The following is a 23924-nucleotide window of genomic DNA, read 5'->3' on the forward strand; positions in this document are numbered from 1 at the left end:
ATTGTGTGTGAGCAAAACCGTAAAATCTGCGTGGTTACTACCTCATAACCCACCTCTACCACCCTGGTGGTAGAAGACCTATACACCCGGGTGGAGTAGGCTCTGGCGTTCATGCCGCCGGCTTTCCCGCGCGAACAGGAACAGGCAACTGACCAGCAGGAGGAAAAGGATCATGAAAACGGCACTGCGGATACCCAGCCAGTAGTTCACGCCGCTGAAGATCACGGGAAGCACAAACGCCACGGAGAAGGCGCTCACCAGCAGCAGACCGGCAACGAACGCTGCCACCGGGCGGTTCTCGATGATTACCAGCCGTTGCAGGCTGCCCATGGTGCAACCCAGTGCCAGCCCGAGGAGCACCACAAACAGGCCCTCCAGCGGCAGAGGCAAGGCGAATTCCACCTGGATTGTCTGGTCCACCCCCTGGATGAACAGGGTCATGGGCGGGTAGGAAAGCACGAACAGCGAGACCAGACAGACCAGCAGCGCGCGGCTGACCACCCGGGCACTGCCGAACCGGTCTGCGAGATACCCCCCGGCCATCTGGGCCAGGGCACCGGGAACAACAAACCACTGGGCCAGCCGGGCCCCGGCATCCACCGACAGCCCGAACTGTGCCGAGAGATAGTCGGGCAACCACAGAGCCAGGGCGAAGAAGCTGCCAGCCACCACGCCAAAATAGGCGCACAGTTGCCCGGCACGTTTTCGTCGCATGCGCTGCAACAGTACCCGCACCGAGGTTTCGGCGAGCGGGTCCGCCTCGGCATCTTCCGGCTCCGTGAGCAGTACCAGCAGGGCAATGATCAGCACCAGCACGATCAGATAGGCGAGCGGCACCCCGTGCCAGGAGAAGGCTTCGTGAAACAGGGGCACCAGGTAGTAATTGAAGCCGGCGCCGGTCACACCGGCACCGAACACGCCGAGCACCAGGCCGAGCCGCCGCGATTCACAATGACTGGTCACGAACTGGAGCCCGGCGCTGTAGAACCCCCCGGCCAGCCCCAACCCACCGGCGGCCAGCAGGTACCCGGGAAAAGTGTCGGTGGTAAGCAGGATCAGCATGCAGGCGGCAAGCCCGCCGAGGCAAACCAGCATCACCCGGCGGGCGCCGAATTTCTGGGCCGCCAGCCCGGACGGAATGGCGAGTGCTGCGCTTACCGCCATGGGCATGGCCAACAGCAAACCGAACTGGAGGTCGCTGAGCCCCAGTTCCAGGCGCAAATGCACGCCAGCCACAGCAAACAGCGTCCAGCATCCGGCGGCAACCACAAAGCCGGCCATCGCCAGTGGCAGCACCACGGCCAGTGATGCCAGACGTTCATCCACGCGCTCCCGTTCGGATATCATGACCCCTGCTCATTCAAAAGCTTCTTTTCAGTTTCATCTTTTGATCCGGAAGGGGTCAAAGTTTATGATGGGTTACCAACCATCGGGGTAATTGACTATCCTCAAGGAGGTATCAGGGAGGTCGCCGGCGGGGCATAATCAATCCGCCGCCTACAGGCATTGACGCGTACGAGATCGAATGACACCCAGAAGCCCGCTTGTTCACCGAATTGCCATTGTCGTTGGCGCCGTAGTGCTGACCGCACTTGTCAGCATGGCGACCACGCTTGCGGTGTCGAAAAGTATTGAAGGTAACGCCACCGCCATCAACCTGGCGGGCGCCTTGCGGATGGGCGCTTTCCAGCTGCTGTCCAGAACCGCAACGCCGTCGGCGGAACAGCCCGGGCAGGATGCCATTTCCACCATGCTGGACCGCTATCAGGAGCGGCTCACAGCGCCGGCCATCCAGGCGGCGGTTCCGCAGGGGAAGGATCATCCCCTGGCGGTCCAGTACCAGAGCATTCTGGACGCATGGAGCACCAGCCTTCGACCAGCCTTGGAAGGGCACGACCAGGGCGCCCCCATACGCGGTGAGATGCTGGCCGCTACCCGCACCTACGTGGAAGATGTCGACCGGCTGGTAAGCATGCTTGAGCAACGCACCGAAGCCCGAATCGATCTCCTGCACCTGATTCAGATCATCAGCCTGGTGTTCTCCATACTGATCATCGTGGCTCTGTTTATTGACCTGAGAAACCGGATTCTCCGGCCATTGCGCAAGCTGGTGGGCATCGCCACCGCCGTAGGCGAGCAGGATTTCACCCACAAGGCCAACCTGGCCGGCTCCGACGAACTGGCCCAGCTGGGCCAGGCGTTCGACCAGATGACCAGCGAACTGGCCCTGACCTACTACGAGCTGGAAGAGCGGGCCCGGGTGAAAACCGAAGAACTGGAAAAAAGCCACGCGGCCCTTCAGCTCCTGCATTCCGCAAGCCGAGAGCTGTTTGCCAACCACGACCTGTGCCACGGCGCCATTCCCATGCTGCAGGAACTGGAGCAGCTACTGGGGATTGGCCCCATCCGTCTCTACCTCCATGACCGGGAGTCGGCAGAGCCGATCGAGGCCATTACCACCGCCACCCGCGAACGCCCCTTCTATTGCCGGGATCACCATTGCAATGCCTGCCTGGTAACGCCGGAGGTGTATGACGAACTCCCGGTGGAGGATAACGACGGTCGTCGCCTGCTGCTGCCGATACGCACGCCCGGCCAGCTGCTGGGCACGCTGGAAGTCTGGTACCCGGCCGAGACCGGCCTGTCCGAAACCAATCGCCGGCTGCTGGAGACCCTCAGCGACCAGCTGGCCACGGCGATATTCCTGGAACGGCAGATCACCGAGGAGCAGCAGCAGACCCTGGCCGAGGAGCGTACCGTGATCGCCCGGGAGCTGCACGATTCCCTGGCCCAGTCGCTGTCCTACCTCAAGATGCAGGTGGCCCGACTGCGACGCCTGAATATCGACGGCGAGCAACAGGCCACCCATGAAGCCATACTGGACGAACTCAGCACCGGACTGAACAGCGCCTACCGTCAGCTTAGGGAACTGCTGGCCACCTTCCGGCTGAAACTCGACACGCCGGACCTGTACAGTGCCCTGCAGAAAACCATCGCCGAGTTTTCCGAGCGCCTGGGCAAACCGGTGGAGATAAACTACAACCTGCCGCCCCAGACCCTCTCCCCCAATGAGGAAATCCACACCCTGCAGATCATCCGGGAAGGGCTGGCCAATGCGGTGAAACACGCCGATGCCAGCGATATCTGCGTGGATGTGCTGTTCGAATCGCCCCAGGTGCGCGTCAGCATCCGGGATAATGGCAAGGGCCTGCCCGGCGGCGATCAACCCCTGAACCACTACGGCCTGATCATCATGCAGGATCGCGCCCGAACCCTGGGCGGCCAGGTGAAGGTGCGCAACCGGGAAGTGGGCGGTGTTGAAGTGGTGCTGTCGTTCGTGCCCAAAACCCGAAACCTGATTCCGCTGGAAGCCTCCAGCGCCTGACAACAAGAGAGAGCCCGATGTCTGATTCCCCCGCCACCATACTGCTGATTGACGACCACCCGCTGCTGCGCCAGGGCATCAAACAGCTCATCGACATGGAAGAGGATATGGTGGTTGCCGGCGAAGCCAGCAATGCCGCCGATGGCATTCGACTGGCCACGGAACTGGAGCCGGACCTGATCCTGATGGATCTGAACATGCCGGAGATGGATGGTATCGAGGCATTGCGGAAGCTCCGCGAACAGAACATCAGCTCCCGGATTGTGATGTTCACGGTGTCAGACCAGGAAGACGACGTGGTTGCCGCCCTTCGCGCCGGCGCCGACGGTTACCTGCTCAAAGACATGGAACCCGAAGACATGATCACCCAGCTGCACCAGGCAGCCGTTGGCAAGATGGTGATCAGCGACCGGCTGACCACGCTGTTGGCCCAGGCCCTGCGTTCCAACAAGCCCCAGCAGACCTCACGCCCGGATTACGACAGCCTGACCCCACGGGAAAAGGACATCCTGCGACTGATCGCCGAAGGCCTGTCGAACAAGATGATTGGCCGCAAGCTGGACATCAGCGACGGTACCGTCAAGGTGCACGTAAAACACCTGCTCAAGAAGCTGAACCTTCGGTCCCGGGTGGAGGTAGCCGTGTGGGCCGTGGAAGAAGGTCTTCACAAAGGCTGAGTTTTATCAAATCGCCAAAGCGGGCTTTGCTTTACCCTGTGCAGGTTTTTAAACGCACGGAGTAAAGCATGGCCTTATCCCTGCCACTTGTTGGCTCCATTGAATCCCCTCTGACAAGCCAGACACTTTCCGTTATCCGCGAGTACCTGCCCTCTCCCGCGCCATTGCTCGCGGCTATCGATCAACGAATCCCGATGCCGGTCAAACAGCTTGTGGCAGAGGCGCCGCTTAATCGCATGTTCGCGCAGGCGATCAGCGACGGTGAATTCGATGAGTTCGCAGGGCGGCGCATCCGGCTGGAAGTAAACGGTGGACAACCGGGCATCACCATTGGCTTCTGGGCCGGTCGCCTGCGTGTGGTTGATGGCCCCGGCGAGGCCACCATCCGAGGCTCACTGGCCGCCTTTAAAACCCTGGCAGAGCGACAACAGGACCCCGACCAGCTGTTCTTCCAGCGCCGCCTGATCATCGAGGGCGATACCGAGCTTGGATTGGCATTGAAGAACCTGCTGGACAGTCTGGAGTGGAGCACAAGAATTACTTTCTGAAAAGTGGGCCGTCACCGATACCTTTAATACCCGGGGATGACAGTGGCTCTAGTGTCCCGCGTGGGCCAGTTCTACACTCACGCAATGTGCGATAAGGTTTCTGTTGAAGATATCAGATCTACCAACGGATTCACGAACGTTCACAAAGACGAAGCAAAACCCAAAATCGAGGCATTACAATGGATAAACAAAACAACGAACTCCCCAGAACTTTCGTTGCCTTCAGCGACCGCTTTCCAGAGCTTCAGGAGGCACACAAGCAGCTCGGCAAAGCCCTTGCTGAAGCCGGCCCCCTGGATGAAAAATCGCGTGCTCTGGTAAAACTCGGCGTTTGCGTAGGTGCAGGTCGCGAATCTGCGTTGAAATCCCACGTTCATCGCAGCCTGGAATTAGGTCTCACGCGTGAGGAAATTGAGCACGCACTGGTGCTGGGTATGAATGCGATTGGTTTTCCGGCAACAGTCGCCGCCTGGCAATGGGCGCAGGAAGCTCTCAGCCAGGGCTAGGTTTCGGCGAATGCCGAGACCGGAGGAGAAATACCAGTAGAACCAGATAGGCCAGACTCCAGCAGGCAGCGGCTACCAGGTAAGGTCCCATACCCATCGGAACGCTGCCTGCTACAAGCCTTGCGAGAGCGGAAAGGCTGATCATGGCAATCGCCAGGTAAAGAACAAACGGCATACGTAATGCCTTGTGGCTGCGCTGTGCTTGCGTCCGGGCCATGACCGTAAGGGTAAGCGTGCCCAGCGCCCCAATGGTAAGCCCATGCAATGCCGTGCCCAGGGGAAGCAGCTCCACCAACAAGGCAGCTGCAATCGACAGCCACCCGACCACCAGCCAGAGGTATCCGGTCATTAACGCAATCAGGTCGGGCCGATCCAGGCAGTACCTGGCTGGCCAACGCAGAAGACGCACCAGGGTTGCGACCGCTGCCAGCACCAGCAGTATGCCAACCAGGGGTCTCAACGCTTCCCATGGCAACAGGTTGAGCACCACCGCGCCCCCCATCAAAGCCAGGACGGCACCCTCCAGCCAGGGCTGTACCCGGGCCTCAAGTTCCCGGCCCTGCTTGTTCAGATGACCAGCCACCCCCGGTGCCAGCATGCGCCCCGCCATAAAAAACATAAGAGTGCTCAAAAGGAGTATGGCTTCCAACAGCAGCCCATAAAGAGGACCGGATTTGCCTGCCATATACAGCATCTGGAACAGGGAGCCGGCGATACAGAGGCCGAGAATCAGCGGCGCTACCGCCTTGTTCCGCCATTTCTTGGCGGAACGGGAAAAACGGGGCACCACCCGCCAGGCCAGAGCCACCAGAAAACCAATGTTTGCAATACCCGCAAACAGGCTCCCCGGCCAGCCCAGAAACGCCAGTCGGCCAACCAGCCAGAGAGCCAGCATCAGACGGATCCAGCGCCTGGGCTGCGGGCCCAGCAAATAGCCGGCAACAACCGCCATGGCGAACCCGAACAGCATTTCGTGGGCATGCCCTAATGGGCCTGCCAGGCCTGGCAAGGCAAGCACCAGACCGAAACGGGCAAGAACAGACCAGGGCAAAGCGATGGCGGAAAAGGCTGCCGCCACCGGGAAAAAGTAAAGGTAGGCGAAAGGCCGTTGGCCGGGCACAAACAAGGCGAAACTGCTTATCCCCTATTCCCCACCGTGAGCATCAGTGGTCTGTGAAGAGGAACGCTTACGCTTACCCCTTTCCTGTTCGCGCTTGAGGCGGTTGGCCCGGCTCTCATGACCGACAAGATCCAGCCATCTCAGGTGCTGTGCCCAGAGCTCATCTTTAATATGCGCAGGCTTGTTACAGGTCATTACGGCCTCCCGATGTTTCGAGAAAGTGAAAATACCACTTGGCAAGAATAAAGATTTATTTAAAATAAATCTTATAGGAATCGAGGGGGCTCTGCAATGAACTGCCAACAGCCACCCATAGAAGATCTGGATCCGGATGTATTGCTCGAGCTCATTCTGAGGGGAGGCTTTACCTGACGGTAAGCTACCAATCTGATCATTCCGGCTTCCGCTGCCGGAACGCCGCCAGAACCGGCAAGGAGCTGAGGACTCAGATCTGGTTCTTCAGAAGATAATCCCGGAGCGCCACGGCGTTATTGTGCTCGGTGTCTTTGGCGGCAAACACCAGCGTCACGCGCTTGTGCTCATCCAGGATCCTGGCGAGTGTGGCAAGATCCTCTGCGGCCTCATCGCATTTGAGCTCTTTCAGGTAGCGGTCACAGAACTCCGGCCATTTCTGCGGATCATGTCCGAACCATTTACGCAGCTCGGTGGAAGGCGCCAGCCCCTTCAGCCAGTGGTCGATGTTGGCGACGTCTTTTGACACGCCCCGGGGCCAGATGCGGTCTACCAGTACCCGAGGCCCATCGGAGCGGGCGGGCGCCTCGTAAGCGCGTTTAAGTCGGATGTCCATGGTCCTGTAACCTCCTTGCCGTGGTCCCGGATTCTCACGAACCGGGTGGGAAATTCACAAGCAGATTGACTACATTGAACGATTCAAGGGCAATCCACGCCACAAAGCCCCCGTAGACCAGCAGCAGACTCCAGGACTCGGTTCGGCTCACAATCATGTGCGTGCGCATCATCAGGAAAAGAATCAGCGTGGCCAGGGTCAGCACCGCCATCATGGGCGCGGCCACGGAATAGTTGATCACTGCGGTGCCGGCGATCAACACGCCAATCGGAATACAGCAGAGCAGGTCGAAGATGTTACTGCCAAGGACGTTGGCCGTACTGGTGATGCCCTTTCCCTTCCGTGAGGCCCGCACCGAAACAAACGCGTCCGGGATCGACGTACCGGCAGCAACCACCGTGATGCCCCAGAGAAAACTGGGAGTGCCAAGGATGTCACCAAAATTGACCGCCGCGCGAACCAGTCCTTCAACACCGGCGAGAATCAGCAACAGTCCCACAGCCAGTTTGCCCCACTCCTTTGCAGGCTGAATGTGGGAGACATCCTCGTCGGACTGATAGTCCATGGTGTCCTGGTACTGGACAAACACGTACACCACATAAAGCACCAGGGGCAGGAACGCCAGCCCCCGGGTAAGCTCCCCCTGTAACTGGCCTCCGGTTGACTCAACGGGGTTGTAGATAACGGCGAAGGAAAACGTTAGCAGCAGGGTGGCCACCGCAATCATGTAGAACTGGGCTTCCTTGTAGACAAGGTCCCGGTTGGTCGCCAGCTGCTCTCGGGCGACCAGGCCACTCAGGGCGGGAATCACCATGATGTTGAACAGCGCGGAACCAACGATGGCGGCAACGCCCAGCTCGAATTCGCCGTGAACGAGGGTGGAGACGACCACCGTCGCCAGCTCCGGAAAGCTTGAGCCGATGGCAACTACAATGGCGCCCTGTACAATCTCCGGCAGACGATAGTACTGGGCCAGGCGTTCACTGGCGGCCTCGAGCAGACCGCTCCCCTTCCAGACGACAGCGGTCCCAACCACGGCAACCGCTGCCCAGATCAGCAATTCAAGGATAAGCTCCCCTTCTGTGGTGAAACATTGCTACCGGAAGTGTTGCGGGCACCCTGCTCTTTTTCAACCTCAGCGCCGCCAAACCTCTCAGCTACTCCACCACCTCTGCCATCCCCGGCTGTCCATACCAGTATCCGTTACAGGGCGGCGCTTCGACCAGTTGCAGCGGATCGGTCGCGGGCGTATTGCCTCGGCGCACCTGATCAAAGCGATGAACCACCTCTTCCATGCCCTGATGCTCCGGACTCAGGCGCACCGTGGAGACGCCCATGTCCTCCATCAGCGGCAGTTGCCGCATCAGGTCGTAGCGTGCGCCAGACAGCGTGGAAATGCCGTTGATCCGGAACAGTTCCTGCGATTCCCGGGAGCGCAGCTCCAGGCCGTCCGGGTGCTCGATGCAGCGGAACTGGCAGTTGTCCTTCGGCAGGTTGTAGTGCCTTGCCGTAAAGCAGCGGGACGACCAGGCCAGGGGCAGGAAGCCCCAGGCAAACACTTCCGCCGGCAGGGCCAGGCCCTCACGCTCAAGGCCCTGAAGCAGATGACCAAGGGTTTCCCGGCCAAGCTCCACCGGCAGGCTCCAGCCCTGCAGGCCCTGCCTGGCCAGTACCTTCAGGGTGGCGACGTTGTAGATGTTCATGGACGGACCGGTGACAAACGGCAACCGGTTGCGGATGGCCACCTGCACGGCGCTCTGGTCGTTGGCTTCCACCATGAAGTCGCCCTGCTCGCAGAACCGGCGGAGCCGGCGCAGGTCGGCATCGGATTCAATCAGGGTGAGCGTGGAGAGCACCACGTTCTTGCCGCAGGCCTTGAGATCCCGGGCCAGGTCCAGCCAGTCATCGGGTTTGAGTTCCCGACGGCGGGAGCAGACCACCTCGCCCAGGTACACGATATCCACCGGCCATTCGGCGGCACGGGCGTAGAACTCGAAAACCGTCTGTCGGGACCAGAACCACAGGATCGGCCCCAGGGACAGGTTCAGCATCAGACAATACCCCCTATTTCCATTTTCGGTGGTAGGCACCGAGGGTGGTCAGTCCGCCCTCGGACAGGCCAGCCAGGGATTTCTGCCACTGGGGCTCCACCGTAAAGTGGTCGGCCCCCTCGGCCAGGTTGTCCAGGGCATGGCGCCAGGTCCGTGCCACTTCGGCAATGTAGGCGGGGCTGCGTTGCCGGCCTTCAATCTTCACGGCGCGAATACCCAGGGCCGCCAGCTCCGGCAAAAGGTCCAGGGTGTTCAGGCTGACCGGCTCCTCGATGGCGTGATAAACGCTGCCCTCCACTTCAAAGCGGCCTTTGCAGAGAGTCGGGTAGCCCGCCGACTCACCCGGGCCGTAGCGGTCAATAAGAACGTCGTTCAGACGGGACTCAAGTCCCTGAGGGGTTTCCTGCCAGCGCACCGCCTTGGCCGGTGAGCAGGCGCCCCGGGTATTGGGGGACTCGTCGGTGAGATAGGACGACAGATAACAGCGACCCTCCGCCATGATGCAAAGACTGCCGAAGCCAAAGACCTCAAGCTCCACGGGGCTGCGCGCGGCAACACCGCGAACCTGGTCCAGCGACAGAACCCGCGGCAGAACCGCCCGGCGAATATCGAAGTTGTCCTTGTAGAAGGAAAGCGCCTCATGGCTCGTGGCCGAGCCCTGCACCGACAGGTGACGGGGAATATGGGGGTAGCGGTTAGCAGCGTAGTCGAGCAGGCCCATATCCGCCAGGATGATGGCGTCCACCCCGAGCCCGGCGGCGCGGTCCACCGCACTCTTCCATTGCTCCCAGCCGTCGGGCTGGGGGTAGGTGTTGATCGCGCAGAACACCCTGACGCCGCGCAGCCGGGCGTACTCGATACCTTCAGCCGCGCGCTGTTCATTGAAGTTCAGGCCGGCAAACTGGCGGGCGTTGGTGCTGTCCCTGAAACCGAAATACACCGCGTTGGCACCATTATCCACGGCGGTTTTCAGTGCCGGCAGGCTGCCGGCCGGGCACACAAGTTCCATGATTGTCTCCGCTGCTGGGTCTGGAGGCACCCTACGCAGACCCTCGGCGAAGCGCCTTGATGATTGTCAGCACAGCTCCGGGACGGCACCGCCTACCCCGATGGAGATACCCTCCCGGCTATTTTTATTTCTCCGTTTTATTTCTTAATATCAATAAGATAACAAATTCTTACTCAGTCTCACCGAGAGACGCCTACCCCATCAACTACCCCCTCACGACGATGGTCCGGGGGCGGGTTGAGTCGGGATAATTGCCCCAATTTCCAATCCGAGAAAGGCAACACGATGAAACTGATCAACAACCTCTCCATGCGGGGCAAACTGATGACCCTGGTGGTGCCGGCATTGCTGGTAATCCTGTATTTTGCCCTGGACAGCATCGCATTGAATTACAGCGAGCGTGAGAACATGCAGTATCTGCGCGCCGCCGTGGAACTGGCCGAAATCGGTGACCCGCTCACCGAATCGCTGCAGAAAGAGCGGGGCCGCTCTGCTGTCCTGCTGGCCGCAAGGCCGGGCAGCGAAGGCGCGCTGCAGGCAGAGCGCGATCTCGCCAGCCAGCGCCAGGAAACCGAAAGCCGGATCAGCGCCTATCGCCAGAGCATCCAGGCACTCACGGCCAGATCCGAATTCGATGCCACGGTTGCTGACAGCATTCAGTCCGTCGACCGGAGCCTGGCCAGCCTCGCCCAGATCCGACGCTCCATCGACGGTCGGGCAATCGCTGCGACCGAGGCGGCTTCTTATTTCACCACTACGATCACATCGCTGACTGACCGCATTGGCCTGATCGTTCGCCGCACCAGCGATGCCGAGCTGACCCGGCAGATCAACGCCTACCGGGCCATGGCAGAACTTGCGGAAAGGGCGGGCCGTGAGCGCGCAGCTGGCGCCGCGCTGATCCGCAGTGGCGAGTTCGATCTGCCCACGCTCCAGCGAATTGCCGACCTGGCCGGGCAGCAGCAGGCCTACCTGGACAACGCCCTGGCGATGCTGGCCTCGGACGACAGCCACAGGATCACACTGGCGGCCCTACCGGGCTCCGCCGAAAGCCGTGCCCTTGATGAGCAGCGAGCCACCTTGTTCAGCAGCCCCTCCGGCATGTACGCCCTGGATGCCTCCGACTGGTTCGCTACCGCTACCGACCGCATCCGTGCTCTCAATACTCTGCGCCAGGACCTGCTGACCGAAATCGAGCAACTGGCCGACATCGCTGTGGCCGACGCCCGCCGGGATCTGATCACCGCCTCGGTGGTCGCGGGCGGTGCGGTCCTGGGCGTCCTCGCCCTCGTTCTGATCATCATCCGGGCCATCAATCTCCAGGTCGGTCGTCTACTTGAAGGTGTGCGCTTCGCCATGGACAACAAGGATCTGACCCGCAATATCCACGTCGCCAGCCGCGACGAGGTGGGCACCATAGGCAAGGCCATCAACGAGCTGTTCGGGCGTTTCGGCAATGCCTTGCTGCAGATCGACAAGTCCAGTGTCCAGCTGGCCGCTGCGACCGAACAGACCAGTTCCACCGCCGGACAAAACTCCAGCCAGGTGAAGAACCAGCAGCAACAGATTGAGCAGGTGGCCGCGGCCACCGAGGAAATGTCCGCCACCTCCGAGGAAATTTCCCGCAACACCCAGCAGGTGGCTGACGCTGCTCGTAGCGCCATGGACAAGAGCCGGAGTGGTGAGCAGGTTCTGCACGGCAGCGTACAGAGCATCCGGTCACTGGCGCGTTCCGTTCAGAAGGTGAACGAGGTGATCGAAGAGCTGGAAAGCCGGAGCACCACCATCAGCGATGTGGTGGATGTGATCCGCAAGGTGGCCGACCAGACCAACCTGCTGGCCCTGAACGCGGCCATTGAAGCCGCTCGGGCGGGCGAGCATGGTCGCGGCTTTGCCGTGGTGGCAGACGAAGTGCGCACCCTGGCCCAGCAAACCCACCAGTCCACCACCCAGATTGAGGACATCATCAACGGGTTCAAGGACATTACCGAGAGCGCCAGTCGCTCCATCCTGGAGAGCCACAAGCTGGCGAACGCCACCAGCGAGCAGGCCTCCGAGCTGGAACAGACCTTCGCGGACATCCTCACCGATGTGAACAGCATTTCCGACATGGCCAGCCAGATTGCGACCGCCTCGGAAGAGCAGGTGGCGGTAACCCGGGAACTGGCCGGCAGCATGGAGTCGGTGAGCGAAGCGGCGATCCTGACCCTGACCGGTTCCCAGGAAATCACTCAGGTGACCGGTGAGCAGGCCCGGCTGGCCCGGGTGCTTCAGGATCTGGCCAACGAGTTCAAGGTGCCGGCCTACAGCTGATACCCACCGCTGGCAAAAAAAGGGCTGTCCGGAAACGGACAGCCCTTTTTTCGTTCTCCCAACCCGATTCCGGAAGCTTCAGATAATGCGGGAGAACCGCTGGCTGGCACCTTCCTTACGATACAGGTCGAAGATCTGGCAGATGGCCCGGATCAGCAACCGGCCGGCGGGCTGGACCTGGAGTGCCCGGCCATCATCGGCGATCAATTCATCCTGAAGCATGGGCTTGAGGCGCCCGAGCTCATCGGCAAAATAGCGGTCCAGATCTTCCTGCCACACCGCCGAGAACTGCTGGCGATCCAGCCGGAACTGGCAGATCAGCTGGCCGATCACCCAGCGGCGGATGCGGTCATCGCGCGTGAGGTTCACACCCTTGGTGATGGCCAGTTGGCCGGCATCAATGGCCGTTTCCCAGGAGGGCAGGTCGTGGTTGTTCTGGAAGTAGGCGTCGTCGGTCTGGCCAATGGCGGATACGCCCAGGGACACGAGATCACATTCCGAGTGGGTGGTATAACCCTGAAAGTTCCGATGCAGTCGACCTTCCCGCTGGGCCACGGCCAGGCTGTCGTCGGGCTTGGCGAAGTGGTCCATGCCGATGTACTCGTAGCCGGCCTCCAGCAGCCGGTTGATGGTGTTGTGCAGGATAGTGAGCTTCTGCTGCGGGCTGGGCAGGGTGTCGGCCTGGATGCGGGTTTGCGGGTAGAAGCGGTCCGGCAAGTGGGCGTAGCTGAACACGGAGAGTCGGTCCGGTAACATTTCAATCACCGCTTCCAGGGTTTCCGCGAAGCTTTCCGGGGTCTGGTACGGCAGGCCGTAGATGAGGTCGAGGTTGATCGACCGGAAACCAATACGGCGTGCCTCGTTGAGTACACTCTCGGTCATGGCCCGGGGCTGGATGCGGTTCACCGCTTTCTGTACCTGCGGGTTGACGTCCTGCACGCCCAGGCTGATGCGGTTAAAGCCCAGTTCCCAGAGGGTTGGCAGGGTGTCCTGGTCCACCTCGCGCGGATCAATCTCCACGCTGTAATCCCGCTCTGCCCCGCTTTGCAGGTTGAACAGCTCACCGTAACCTTCCATCAGGTGCTGCATGACATCCCTGGGCAGGAAGGTAGGCGTGCCACCGCCCCAGTGCAGCTGGGTGACGGGACGGTCGGCACCAAACAGTTTGGACTGAATGGCCGCTTCTTTCAGAACCCGCTCCACGTAAGGCATGGCCTTGTAACGCTTTTTGGTGATCACCTTGTTGCAGGCGCAGTAATAGCACAGGTGCGCGCAGAACGGCAGGTGGGTATAAAGCGACAGGGGCCGGCCGCTGGCCTTGCTGCGGGCGGCGGCCTTGACCATCTCTTCCACCGGGTAGTTCTGGTTGAATTCGACGGCCGTGGGATAGGACGTATACCGGGGGCCACTGAGGTCGTAGCGGCGGATCAGGGCGTCGTCCCACTGGAATTCAGGCAGTGTTGCTGTTCGGGGCTGAGGTGCGGCGGTGGCGGTCATGATCAGTGCTCTGGCGTGTATCTGCGGTTTTCGGGGATTGGTCCGCATTGTGCGGCAAAGGGTGCGGTGCCGTTTTGATGCGGGTCAGCTGAGTGATGGTTTCAGTTTACCAGCGGGGTTTATGAACCACCCTTGGGCTGTTGGCGTACTTGGTTTACCCCTTTGTGGGCATAGCCCGGTGGTTGGAGGGGAAGGCCTGCCAAAATACGCTGTGAATACGTCCATGTACGCTCGGCTCCGCCATCCATGGCTCCGCACGATTTTGGCAGGCCTTCCCCTCCAACCACCTAACTTAGGTGCAAGCCCGCAGCCTACTGACTGGAGAGTTCCTCACCATGGCAAACCTGATTCTGATTCTCGGAGACCAGTTAACGAGAGACATCAGCGCCCTCGAGAACGCCGACAAGGATCGGGATCTGGTGGTCATGGCCGAAGTTCACGACGAGGCCAGCTACACCAACCACCACAAGAAAAAGATCGTGCTGCTGTTTAGTGCCATGCGTCACTTTGCCCGGCAACTGGAGGGCGATGGCTGGCAGGTGCATTACCAGGCCTATCATCCGGAAAACGAACACCAGAGCCTCGAGGCGCTGGTGGGCGAGCAGGTTAAGCGAACTAACGCGGAGAAAGTCATCACCACCGAATGCGGTGAATGGCGGCTGCATGAGCAGATCTGTGGTTGGCATGAGCGGCTTGGGGTGCCGGTGGAGATTCGGCCGGACTCGCGGTTTATTGCCAGCAAGCAGGAGTTTGCCGACTGGGCCGAGGGGCGCAAGCAGTTGCGGATGGAGTTCTTCTACCGGGAGATGCGGCGCAAGACTGGGCTGCTGATGACCGGCGAGGGTGAGCCGGAGGGCGGGCAGTGGAATTTTGATGCCGACAACCGGAAGAAGTGGACCGGCAAGCCGCCGGCGCCGGCGCCGTTTCGGGTGGAGCCGGACGCCATCACCCGCGAGGTTATTGCCCTGGTGGACGAGCATTTCGCCGATCATTTCGGCACCACCGAGGACTTTCACTTTGCGGTAACGCCCGGGGATGCCGAGGCGGCGCTCGAGCATTTCATCGATTTCGCCCTGCCCTGTTTCGGCGATTACCAGGACGCGATTTCGGATTCCGAAGACTGGCTGTTCCACTCGATTCTCTCGCCCTACATCAACTGCGGCCTGCTGGATCCGCTCGCAGTGTGCGAGGCGGCGGCCCGGGCGTGGTATTCGGGGCGCGCGCCAATCAACGCGGTGGAGGGGTTTATCCGGCAAATTCTGGGGTGGCGGGAGTTTGTGCGGGGCATTTACTGGATGAACATGCCGCATTATGCGCAGGAAAACCGGCTCGGCAACAATCGCGCCCTGCCCTGGTTCTACTGGACCGGTGAGACGAAGATGCGCTGCATGCACAAGGCCATCGATGCCACCCGCCGCAACGCCTACGCGCACCACATCCAGCGGCTGATGGTGACCGGCAACTTTGCCCTGCTGGCCGGCATCAAACCCGAGGAGATCTGCGACTGGTACCTGGCGGTCTATGCCGATGCCTATGACTGGGTGGAGCTGCCCAACGTACTGGGCATGGTGATGCACGCCGACGGCGGCTACCTGGGCTCAAAACCCTACGCCGCCAGCGGCAAGTACATCCAGCGCATGTCCGACCACTGCGCCAACTGCCATTACAAGGTGAACAAGGCCACCGAGGCAGACGCCTGTCCGTTCAATGCCCTGTACTGGCATTTCATTGACCGACACCGGGACGATTTCGCGAACAACCCCCGCATTGGGATGATGTACCGTAACTGGGACAAGCAGAAGCCGGACAAGCGGGAGGCGCTGCTCCAGCGCGCCGAGCACCTGCTGGCGAACCTGGAGCAGCTCTGACGCCCTGCTGTGACGTCAGTGGGGCGCAATCCGCTTCTCGGTTTCCGGATCGAAGAACACCACCTTTTTCATATCGAACATCAGTTCGGCGGTTTCACCCCAGGTCACCGGGTGCTCCGGATCAATCCGGCAGTGAACGTTGGTGTCGTTGAGCTGGATCAGCGCGATGACGTCCGGGCCGGTGGGTTCGGTGACCTCGATGGTGAACTCGCCCTTGGTCACCAGGCTCTGATCGTTCTTCTGATCCTGGGGCTGGGTGATGTGTTCCGGGCGAATGCCCAGAATCACCTTGCGTCCCACGCGGTCGGCCAGGTAATTCGGCACCGGCAGCCTTAGCGTGTTGCCATTGTTGCCGCGCACTTCCGCGTACAATCCCTGATCACCCTGTTCCACGGTCACGGGCACGAAGCTCATGGCCGGCGACCCCATGAATCCGGCCACAAACAGGTTGGCCGGGGTGTTGTAGACCTCTTTCGGCGTGCCCAGCTGCTGCAGCTCGCCGTCCTTGAGTACGGCAATGCGGTCGGCCAGGGTCATGGCCTCGATCTGGTCGTGGGTCACGTACACGATGGTGGTTTTCAGGCGCTGGTGCAGCTTCTTGATCTCCGTGCGCATTTCCACCCGAAGCTTGGCGTCGAGGTTCGACAGCGGCTCATCGAACAGATAGATGCGCGGCCGGCGAGCCAGGGCCCGGCCCATGGCCACCCGCTGCTGCTGACCGCCGGACAGGTTCGCCGGCTTTTTGTTGAGCAGCTGGGAGATCTGCAGCAGATCCGCCACCCGTTCCACTTCCTGGTCGATTTCGTGCTTTGGCAAGCCCCGGATCTTCAGGCCGAAGGCAATGTTCTCGCGCACACTCATGGTGGGGTACAGGGCGTAGGACTGGAACACCATGGCGATATCGCGGTCCTTCGGCTCCATGGTGGAGATGTCCTTGCCCTCCAGCACAATGGAACCGTCGCTAATGGTTTCCAGGCCGGCAATGGTGTTCATCAGGGTGGACTTGCCACAGCCGGATGGGCCCACCAGGATCAGGAATTCCCCGGAGGCGATGTCGATGTCGATGCCCTTGAGGGTCTCCTCGGCGACACCCGGGTAGGTTTTGCGGATGCTCCGCAGTTCCAGTTGAGACATTGTTGTTATCCTCTCTGATCAACCTTTCACGGAGCCGGCGGTAAGGCCCCGGATAAAATATTTACCGGCGACGATGTAGACCACCAGCGTGGGCAGGGCGGCAATCATGGCCGCCGCCATGTCGACGTTGTATTCCTTCACACCGGTGCTGGTATTCACCAGGTTGTTCAGGGCCACGGTGATGGGCTGGCTGTCGCCGCTGGCGAACACCACGCCAAACAGGAAGTCGTTCCAGATCTGGGTGAATTGCCAGATCAGCGACACCATGAAAATGGGAGTGGACATGGGCAGCAGGATGCGAAAGAAAATGGTGAAGAAACCGGCGCCATCCAGCCGGGCCGCCTTGATCAACGCATCGGGAATGGCCACGTAGTAGTTCCTGAAGAACAGCGTGGTAAAGGCCACCCCGTAGATCACGTGCACCAGCACCAGACCGGTGGTGGTGTTCGCGAGCCCGAGCTTGCCCAGGGTGGCTGCCATGGGCAGCAACACCACTTGAAAGGGCACGAAGCAGCCGAACAGCAGCATCCCAAAGAACAGGTCAGAGCCCTTGAACTTCCACTTCGACAGCACGTAACCGTTGAAGGCGCCCAGCAGCGTGGAAATCAACACGGCCGGCACCGTCATCTTGAAGGAGTTCCAGAAATAGCCGCGGATACCTTCACACTGAACGCCGGTGCAGGCCTCGGACCAGGCCTTGGTCCAGCCGATGGTGGTCCAGTCCGTGGGCAGCGCCATCAGGTTGCCGGTGCGGATGTCCATGGGGGTCTTGAAGCTGGTCACCAGCATGATGAACAGCGGAATCAGGTACACCAGTGCCGCCAGCAGCAGAACGCCGTAGATGGCGACGCGACTGGGACGAAAGCCGGTACGAACCACCTCAGTCATGACGTTTCTCCCTCAGTTCCGAGTACAGGTAAGGCACGATCAGAGCCAGAATGGCACCCAGCATCAGCATGGCGCTGGCCGAACCCAGGCCCATCTGGCCCCGGGTAAAGGTGTGGGCGTACATGAACACCGCGGGCAGATCGGTGGAGTAACCCGGGCCACCGGCGGTCATGGCCATCACCAGGTCAAAGCTCTTGATGGCGATGTGGGCGAGCACCATCACCGCGCTGAAAAATACCGGCCGCAGGGAGGGCAGGATGATTTTCCAGTAGATCAGCGGCAGGCTGGCGCCATCCACCCGGGCCGCCCGGATAATGGAGGAATCCACGCCGCGAAGTCCGGCCAGAAACAGCGCCATGACAAAGCCGGAAGCCTGCCACACGGCGGCCATCACGATGGTGTAGATGGCCATGTCGGAGTTCACCAGCCAGTCGAAGCTGAACGAGGTCCAGCCCCAGTCGTGCATGAGCTTTTCCAGGCCGAGGCTCGGATTGAGAATCCACTTCCAGACGGTGCCGGTGACAATCATCGACAGGGCCATGGGGTACAGGTAGATGGTGCGGATGGCGCCTTCCTGACGGATTTTCTGGTCCAGGAAGATGGCCAGCAGCACGCCAATGACCAGGCAACTGAGAATGAACAGGCCGCCAAAGATGCCCAGGTTCACGGAGGCGGTCAGCCAGCGATCGTTGGCCATGAGCTTGGCGTATTGCTCAAAGCCGACAAAGTCATACACCGGCAGAAAGCTGGAGCTGGTGAACGACAGCACGCCGGTCCAGAGCATGTAGCCGTAGATGCCGACACCGATCAGTACAAACGTGGGCGCCACCACCAGCTTTGGCAGCCAGCGTTGCAGGGCGTCGAGAAAGCGGGACGGCGCCCGGGCCACCCGGACCGGGTGGCGTTGAGTGTGTTCCATGATGAGTCTCCCGAGGGGATCGGGGCCGCCCGATCTGGGCGGCCCCACCGGATCAGAGTGCCGCCTGGATGGCGGCTGCCAGCTGGTCGGTGGCCCTGGCCGGATCCTTGTTATCGGAGTTCACGAAGTTGGTCACCACATCGAAGATCTGGCCCTGCACGTAGCTGGTGGTCGCCAGCCCGTGAGCAAAACTGGGCACCAGCCCGCCGGTGTCGGCGCTGCTCTTGAAGGTGTCCATGGAGGCCTGGGCACAGGTGTCGAAGCCCGACATATCCATATCGGTACGCACCGGAATGGAGCCCTTGGCCTTGTTGAACACCGTCTGGAACTCGGGCTCCAGGATGGTGCGGGCCAGGTCCTTCTGGGCCTCGGTGTTGGCTTCGTCGCTCAGGCTGAACATGGCGAACGAATCCACGTTGAACGTGAACTCGCCAGTGGTGCCTGGCGCCGGGGCGCAGATGTAGTCCTCACCCGGAGTCAGTCCCGCGGCGGTGAACTCGCCCTTGGCCCAGTCGCCCATGATCTGCATCGCCGCCTCACCCCGGATCACCATGCCAGTGGCGGTATTCCAGTCGCGCCCGGCGGCGTTGTCGTCCACATAGCTCATCACTTTGGCAAATTCGGAGAACACCGCCTCCATCTTCGCGCTGTTGATCACCTCCATGTCGTGTTCCACGAAGGCACGGGCAAAGTCCTCGGGGCCCATAACCGCCAGGGCCACCGCTTCGAATACCGTGGCGTCCTGCCAGGGCTGGCCACCGTGGGCCAGGGGGATGACGCCTGCGGCCTCCAGTTTCTCGGCGGCAGCGTGGAACTCATCCAGGGTGGTTGGCACCTTCACGCCGGCTTTCTCCAGCACATCCGGGTTGGCCCAGAGCCAGTTCACCCGGTGCACGTTCACCGGCACCGCCACGTAGTTGCCTTCGTACTTCATGACATCGGCAATCACCGGCGGAATCAGCTGGTTCCATTTATTGGCTTCGGCGACGTCATCGAGGCTGGTGAGAAAGCCCAGCTTGGCCCATTCCTTTATGTCCAGACCTTTGATCTGGGCCGCCGCCGGCGGGTTGCCGGACACCGCCCGGGTCTTGAGCACGGTCATGGCCGCTTCACCGCCACCACCGGCCACCGCAAAGTCCTTCCAGGTGTGGCCCTGTTCTTCCATCATTTCCTTCAATGCGGCAGCGGCGCGGGCTTCACCGCCAGCCGTCCACCAGTGCAGGACTTCCACTTCACCGGCCTGGATGGCCTGGGCCGGCAGCAGGGCCGCCGTTACGGCGGCGGCAGCGAGGGTTTTCTTGAACAGTTTCATGGTCATTCCTTCCTGTTTTGTTGTCGTGATCAGGTTCAGAACCAGACTTCCATCTGGGTACCAAAGGTCCATTGACCGCTTTCAAAATCGCTATCGGCGCCGAGGGCATCGCCGGAGGCATAGCCTTCCAGCTCGTCATCCCAGGTGGAATAGCTGACGAATACACGGATCTCCGGGCGGTTCCAGAACCCGCCGACCTGGGGCTTGAAGGTGGGCGCCACGGTAAAGCGGCTGTAGTCGCCCTCCACGTCACTGCGCCCCCGGTAACCCAGCGTGGTGAGATCCATGGTCTGCCAGGACGCCTCGTACTGCATCTCGAAGTTCGTGGTCAGCTCCTGGGCAAGGCGGGCATTGACGGTCAGCCACTGGTAATCGTCGCCCTTGATGTAACGGTCATCACTGGTCTCGGCCAGAAGCGCCGGCGCCAACCGCCAGTTTTCGCTCAGATAGGTAGTGCCATAGACAGCCACCCGGGTGCTCACCGCATCTTCGTGAAGGTCGCCATCGGCGCCGATGTTCTTGGTCTCGGCCCCCAGGCCCTGGCCATGCAGCACCGCCACTTTGAAGTTTCCGTCCGACAGCCCAAAAAAGCTGTCGCCGTGGTAGGCCAGCATGGTGTGGACACCGGTCTCGGCGGCCTGCTGAACACCACCCACAACGCGCTCGTCGTTCTCCTGCGCCTTCATTCCGCTGAGGGTCCACTGCACCTTGCCGAAATAGTTGTCGGCGGTGACGATCAGGTTATCCGTGTCGGAGGTGATGTCCTGATTCTGGATGTCGGAGGGAAACTCCAGAAAGCTTCGACCGTACAGGGAAAAATTGGAGTGTACGTTATCAGCGAACCTGACGTCATAGATGCCAGCGCCGAGGCCCCCGAGGAAAATGATATCGCTGTCCAGCCAGTGAATATCAAAGTTCAGGTCCCGGTCAAAGCGCTTGCCGGCCCAGATCGAAGCCTCCTCGAAAATACCGGTAAAGCTGGCCAGATTGCTGAACTCCACATAGGCCTGGCGCACGTTCAGGGCGCCATCTCCTGCAGTCCAGTCGTTCGAAGAGGTGGTGGAATCGGCAATCATCAACTGGTAGAGGGATTGGGTACCATTCTCGGCCACCTGGCGATAGTTGAGGATGGCCTCAAGGTAGGTGTCTGGCTCATTGCCGAGACGCCCCACCGCGCCGCCGACGGAACCGGCCGGGGTCAGGTAGGGACCACCGGGAACACTCTGCAGGTCGCCGCCGAGCAACAGGCCCGAACGGGCATAGGTGCTGAAGGAAAAGCCCTCTTCGCCGGTGGCCTGGGGCTCCACTTCCGCCAGCTTCGCCTCGAGGGCCGCCAGGCGTTCTTCCACGCTCTGGCTGTCCTGGGCCTGAGCCTGCCCGGCCGCCAGTCCCAGCGAAATCAGGCTGATGGCAACAGACAGAAGAGGTATTTTCCGGGTTAGAGGTGCTTTCCGGGTAGTTTTTACAGATTGGGTGCCATACGCAGTGTTGGACATTTTCAGACTCCTTGTTTTTGTTGTATTGGCAACATCGGAGTCTATGGCAGGAAGGGACAGCACTACGTATCAAAGGGAAATGCCCATGTAACAACCTTGTTACATGGGCGATCAGTGGCGTGGCAGGGTCAGGGTAACGTGCAGGCCGCCGGTGGACCGATTGCTGATTTCCAGCTCACCGCCGTGGCTCTGGGCAATGTTGCGTGCGATCCCCAGGCCGAGGCCAAACCCCTGGTGCTGGTTCTTGTCCAGCCGGTAGTACGGCTCGAAGATACGGGCCAGCTGGTCTTCGGAGACACCGGGGCCTTCGTCCTCCACATGGATCCGGAGCTCGCCGGCCGCGTCCTCAATTCGCACAAGGGCTCTATTCCCGTACTTGACGGCATTGTCCACGAGGTTGCCAAAACACCGTTTCAACGCCAGCGGCTTGCCCCGATAAGCCCGGCAATGACCCTGCACGGTCACCTGCCCCGGGCCGTCGCCCTGGTAGGCCTCGGCCATGTCCCGCAGCATCCGCTCTACATCCACCGGCTCAGCATTCTCGTGGATGTCGCTGTCCTTGATGGACTGGAGCGCGTTCTTCGCCAAAAGCTCCAGTTCCCGCAAATCAGCCTCCAGGCGTTCGCGCATGGCGTCGTCCTCGATCAGATCGACCCGCAATCGCAGCCGGGTAATCGGCGTTTTCAGATCGTGGGAGATGGCTCGGAACAACTGGTTGCGATCGCTGATGTAGCTCTGCAGGCGCCGACGCATGGTGTTGAAGCTTCGGGTCACCGCCACGATTTCCGCGCTCCCCTTCTCCACCAGCGGCGGCTGATTGTCCTCCAGGGGCAGATCCCGGGCGGCCCGGGCCAGCCTGCGCAGCGGGCGTGTCTGCTGCCGGATAAGCCAGGCCAGCACTGGAAAGAGAATGGCGATCATCACCACCAGGAACAGGATCTGCTGGCCGGGTATGCCCTCATCCTCCAGGGACACATACGGGGCCGGCAGCGCGGCCGCCAGGTAGAGCCATTCGTCTTCTGTCACCTCAACCTGGGTGACCAGAACGGGAGGGTTCAGCGGCTCCAGGGTGAGCGCGTAGTGGGCCCAGGACTGAGGCAGGGCATCCAGCGGCATCTCGCTGTTGAGAATGCGCAGGTTGGCCGGGTCCACGAAATCCACATGCAGATTGATCCGGTTACCGAGCCGCCGGCGCAGGACCGATTCCACCTCTTCCGTAACCAGCCGCTTCCGTTCGGTATCCGGCAGGGGCGTCATGTTGATGCGCCGGTCGTTGAGTGAAACGAAGAAGCGGGTGCCGCCCATATCGCGGAGCTGGTCCAGGACAATATGCCGGTACTCCAGGGGCAGCGAATTGAAGAACTGAGCGGTGGCCGCGGCGGACTGGGCCAGGTTGCGGGTTGTTGCGACCAGCCCCTGTACCTGCTGGGCCCGGAAGGTGGCAATCCAGGCGACACTGGAAATGATCTGGGCACTGGCCATGGCCAGCAGGGTCAGCAACAGGACCCGCCCCAGCAATGATGAGGGAAACCAGCGCCGACCGGATCCCGCGGACTCTCCCCGATTAGTCAGAGACATGGCTCACCGTTGCCGCCAGCAGATAGCCGGCGCCCCGCACGGTCTTGATCAGCCGTGGGTTGCGGCCCTGGTCGCCGAGCCGCTGCCGGAGCCGGCTGACGGCCACATCCACCACCCGATCCAGTGGCATGGACTCGCGGCCGCGGGTCACATCGGAGATGGTGTCGCGATCCAGTACTTCGTTGGGGTGGTTGAGAAACAGCTGCAACAGCGCGAAATCGGCCCCCGAGAGCGCCGTGCTCTCCTGGTTCTCATCAATCAGCTCGTGGGCCAGGGTGTCCAGCCGCCAGCGATCGAATACCACGTAGCGCGGGTTGTCCGATCGGGAAAAACTGGCCCTGCGCAGCAGCGCCTTGACGCGGGCCTGCAACTCCCGGGCACTGAAGGGCTTGGCCAGATAATCGTCGGCCCCCAGCTCCAGACCAACCACCCGGTCGGTTTCGTCCGAGCTGGCCGTCAACATGATGATCGGTACGCGACTGTGCTCACGGATCTGCCGGCACAGGGTGAAGCCGTCGTCACCGGGCAGCATGACATCCAGTACAATCAGATCCACATGCGCCGCGTCGAGTTGCCGCCACATCTGTTCGCCATCACCGGCGGTCCTGACATCATAGCCAACCCGGGAAAGGTGTTCCCCGAGCAGCTCAAGGATGGCGGCATCGTCGTCCACCACGAGGATCGATGCTTTCCTGTCATTCACAGCATGGCCCTTTTTGTTTTTGATGGCCCAAAGAATATGTCCAAAAGTTGTGAGGAAAAAGCCCCGATTTGGTGCTAGCCTCAAATCAGGATTGTCGACAACATGGACGCGG

Annotated in this window: 20 protein-coding genes; 6 read left to right on the forward strand and 14 right to left on the reverse strand. The window is 61.0% G+C overall.

What is annotated here, in order from left to right:
* Positions 1–78 precede the first annotated feature (78 nt).
* A complete protein-coding gene (locus BM344_RS06980; RefSeq protein ID WP_091987596.1) occupies positions 79–1347 on the reverse strand; it encodes an MFS transporter in 1269 nt (422 codons plus the stop codon).
* A gap of 178 nt (positions 1348–1525) precedes the next feature.
* Between BM344_RS06980 and BM344_RS06985 the strand changes: the two genes are divergently transcribed.
* From BM344_RS06985 to BM344_RS07000, 4 genes are all read left to right on the forward strand, one after another.
* Positions 1526–3385 carry a histidine kinase gene (locus BM344_RS06985; RefSeq protein ID WP_091987598.1) on the forward strand — a complete coding sequence of 620 codons (1860 nt, stop codon included), beginning with the start codon at positions 1526–1528 and terminating at the stop codon, positions 3383–3385.
* Between the two features lie 17 nt (positions 3386–3402).
* The gene (narL, locus tag BM344_RS06990; RefSeq protein WP_091987601.1) at positions 3403–4062 is read left to right on the forward strand and encodes a two-component system response regulator NarL; all 660 of its coding nucleotides are present in this window, start codon (positions 3403–3405) and stop codon (positions 4060–4062) included.
* Between the two features lie 68 nt (positions 4063–4130).
* A complete protein-coding gene (ubiT, locus tag BM344_RS06995; protein ID WP_091987603.1) occupies positions 4131–4610 on the forward strand; it encodes a ubiquinone anaerobic biosynthesis accessory factor UbiT in 480 nt (159 codons plus the stop codon).
* A 179-nt stretch (positions 4611–4789) separates the two neighbouring features.
* A complete protein-coding gene (locus tag BM344_RS07000) occupies positions 4790–5116 on the forward strand; it encodes a carboxymuconolactone decarboxylase family protein (RefSeq protein ID WP_091987605.1) in 327 nt (108 codons plus the stop codon).
* Here BM344_RS07000 and BM344_RS07005 read toward each other — a convergent pair.
* The 5 genes from BM344_RS07005 to ubiU all read right to left on the reverse strand — a co-directional run bounded on the left by BM344_RS07005 (position 5103) and on the right by ubiU (position 10104).
* Positions 5103–6236, reverse strand: coding sequence for an NnrS family protein (locus BM344_RS07005; RefSeq protein ID WP_091990877.1), 1134 nt, complete (start codon positions 6234–6236; stop codon positions 5103–5105). The genes BM344_RS07000 and BM344_RS07005 overlap by 14 nt on opposite strands.
* 445 nt (positions 6237–6681) lie before the next feature.
* Positions 6682–7044, reverse strand: coding sequence for a DUF488 domain-containing protein (locus tag BM344_RS07010; RefSeq protein ID WP_091987608.1), 363 nt, complete (start codon positions 7042–7044; stop codon positions 6682–6684).
* Between the two features lie 34 nt (positions 7045–7078).
* Positions 7079–8104, reverse strand: coding sequence for a sodium:calcium antiporter (locus BM344_RS07015; protein ID WP_228143569.1), 1026 nt, complete (start codon positions 8102–8104; stop codon positions 7079–7081).
* A gap of 97 nt (positions 8105–8201) precedes the next feature.
* The gene (locus BM344_RS07020; protein WP_091987612.1) at positions 8202–9095 is read right to left on the reverse strand and encodes a U32 family peptidase; all 894 of its coding nucleotides are present in this window, start codon (positions 9093–9095) and stop codon (positions 8202–8204) included.
* A 13-nt stretch (positions 9096–9108) separates the two neighbouring features.
* Entirely contained in the window at positions 9109–10104 is a 996-nt protein-coding gene (ubiU, locus tag BM344_RS07025) for a ubiquinone anaerobic biosynthesis protein UbiU (protein ID WP_091987613.1), read from the reverse strand.
* Between the two features lie 285 nt (positions 10105–10389).
* Here ubiU and BM344_RS07030 point away from each other — a divergent pair, with 285 nt between their 5' ends.
* Positions 10390–12417, forward strand: a complete 2028-nt coding sequence (locus tag BM344_RS07030; protein WP_091987616.1) for a methyl-accepting chemotaxis protein — start codon at positions 10390–10392, stop codon at positions 12415–12417.
* Between the two features lie 78 nt (positions 12418–12495).
* Here BM344_RS07030 and hemN read toward each other — a convergent pair whose 3' ends face one another.
* Positions 12496–13914, reverse strand: a complete 1419-nt coding sequence (gene hemN, locus BM344_RS07035) for an oxygen-independent coproporphyrinogen III oxidase (RefSeq protein WP_091987617.1) — start codon at positions 13912–13914, stop codon at positions 12496–12498.
* Between the two features lie 335 nt (positions 13915–14249).
* Here hemN and BM344_RS07040 point away from each other — a divergent pair, with 335 nt between their 5' ends.
* Positions 14250–15782, forward strand: a complete 1533-nt coding sequence (locus BM344_RS07040) for a cryptochrome/photolyase family protein (protein ID WP_091987620.1) — start codon at positions 14250–14252, stop codon at positions 15780–15782.
* Positions 15783–15797: 15 nt separating this feature from the next.
* Here BM344_RS07040 and BM344_RS07045 read toward each other — a convergent pair whose 3' ends face one another.
* The 7 genes from BM344_RS07045 to BM344_RS07075 all read right to left on the reverse strand — a co-directional run bounded on the left by BM344_RS07045 (position 15798) and on the right by BM344_RS07075 (position 23812).
* On the reverse strand, positions 15798–16916 hold the full coding sequence (locus tag BM344_RS07045) for an ABC transporter ATP-binding protein (protein WP_091987622.1): 1119 nt from the start codon (positions 16914–16916) through the stop codon (positions 15798–15800).
* 18 nt (positions 16917–16934) lie between these two features.
* Positions 16935–17804 (reverse strand): carbohydrate ABC transporter permease, encoded by an 870-nt coding sequence (locus BM344_RS07050; RefSeq protein WP_091987624.1) that lies wholly within the window; start codon positions 17802–17804, stop codon positions 16935–16937.
* Positions 17797–18723, reverse strand: coding sequence for a carbohydrate ABC transporter permease (locus tag BM344_RS07055; protein ID WP_091987627.1), 927 nt, complete (start codon positions 18721–18723; stop codon positions 17797–17799). The genes BM344_RS07050 and BM344_RS07055 overlap by 8 nt, the downstream gene beginning before the upstream one ends.
* Positions 18724–18775: 52 nt before the next feature.
* Entirely contained in the window at positions 18776–20035 is a 1260-nt protein-coding gene (locus tag BM344_RS07060) for an ABC transporter substrate-binding protein (protein ID WP_091990879.1), read from the reverse strand.
* A 35-nt stretch (positions 20036–20070) separates the two neighbouring features.
* Entirely contained in the window at positions 20071–21531 is a 1461-nt protein-coding gene (locus tag BM344_RS07065) for a carbohydrate porin (RefSeq protein ID WP_091987630.1), read from the reverse strand.
* A 111-nt stretch (positions 21532–21642) separates the two neighbouring features.
* A complete protein-coding gene (locus BM344_RS07070; protein WP_091987632.1) occupies positions 21643–23109 on the reverse strand; it encodes an ATP-binding protein in 1467 nt (488 codons plus the stop codon).
* Positions 23096–23812: a response regulator gene (locus BM344_RS07075; protein ID WP_091987634.1), complete on the reverse strand. Its 717-nt coding sequence runs from the start codon at positions 23810–23812 to the stop codon at positions 23096–23098. The genes BM344_RS07070 and BM344_RS07075 overlap by 14 nt, the downstream gene beginning before the upstream one ends.
* Positions 23813–23924: the final 112 nt, after the last annotated feature.

Origin of the sequence: Marinobacter gudaonensis (assembly GCF_900115175.1) — a bacterium.
Lineage (GTDB): Bacteria > Pseudomonadota > Gammaproteobacteria > Pseudomonadales > Oleiphilaceae > Marinobacter > Marinobacter gudaonensis.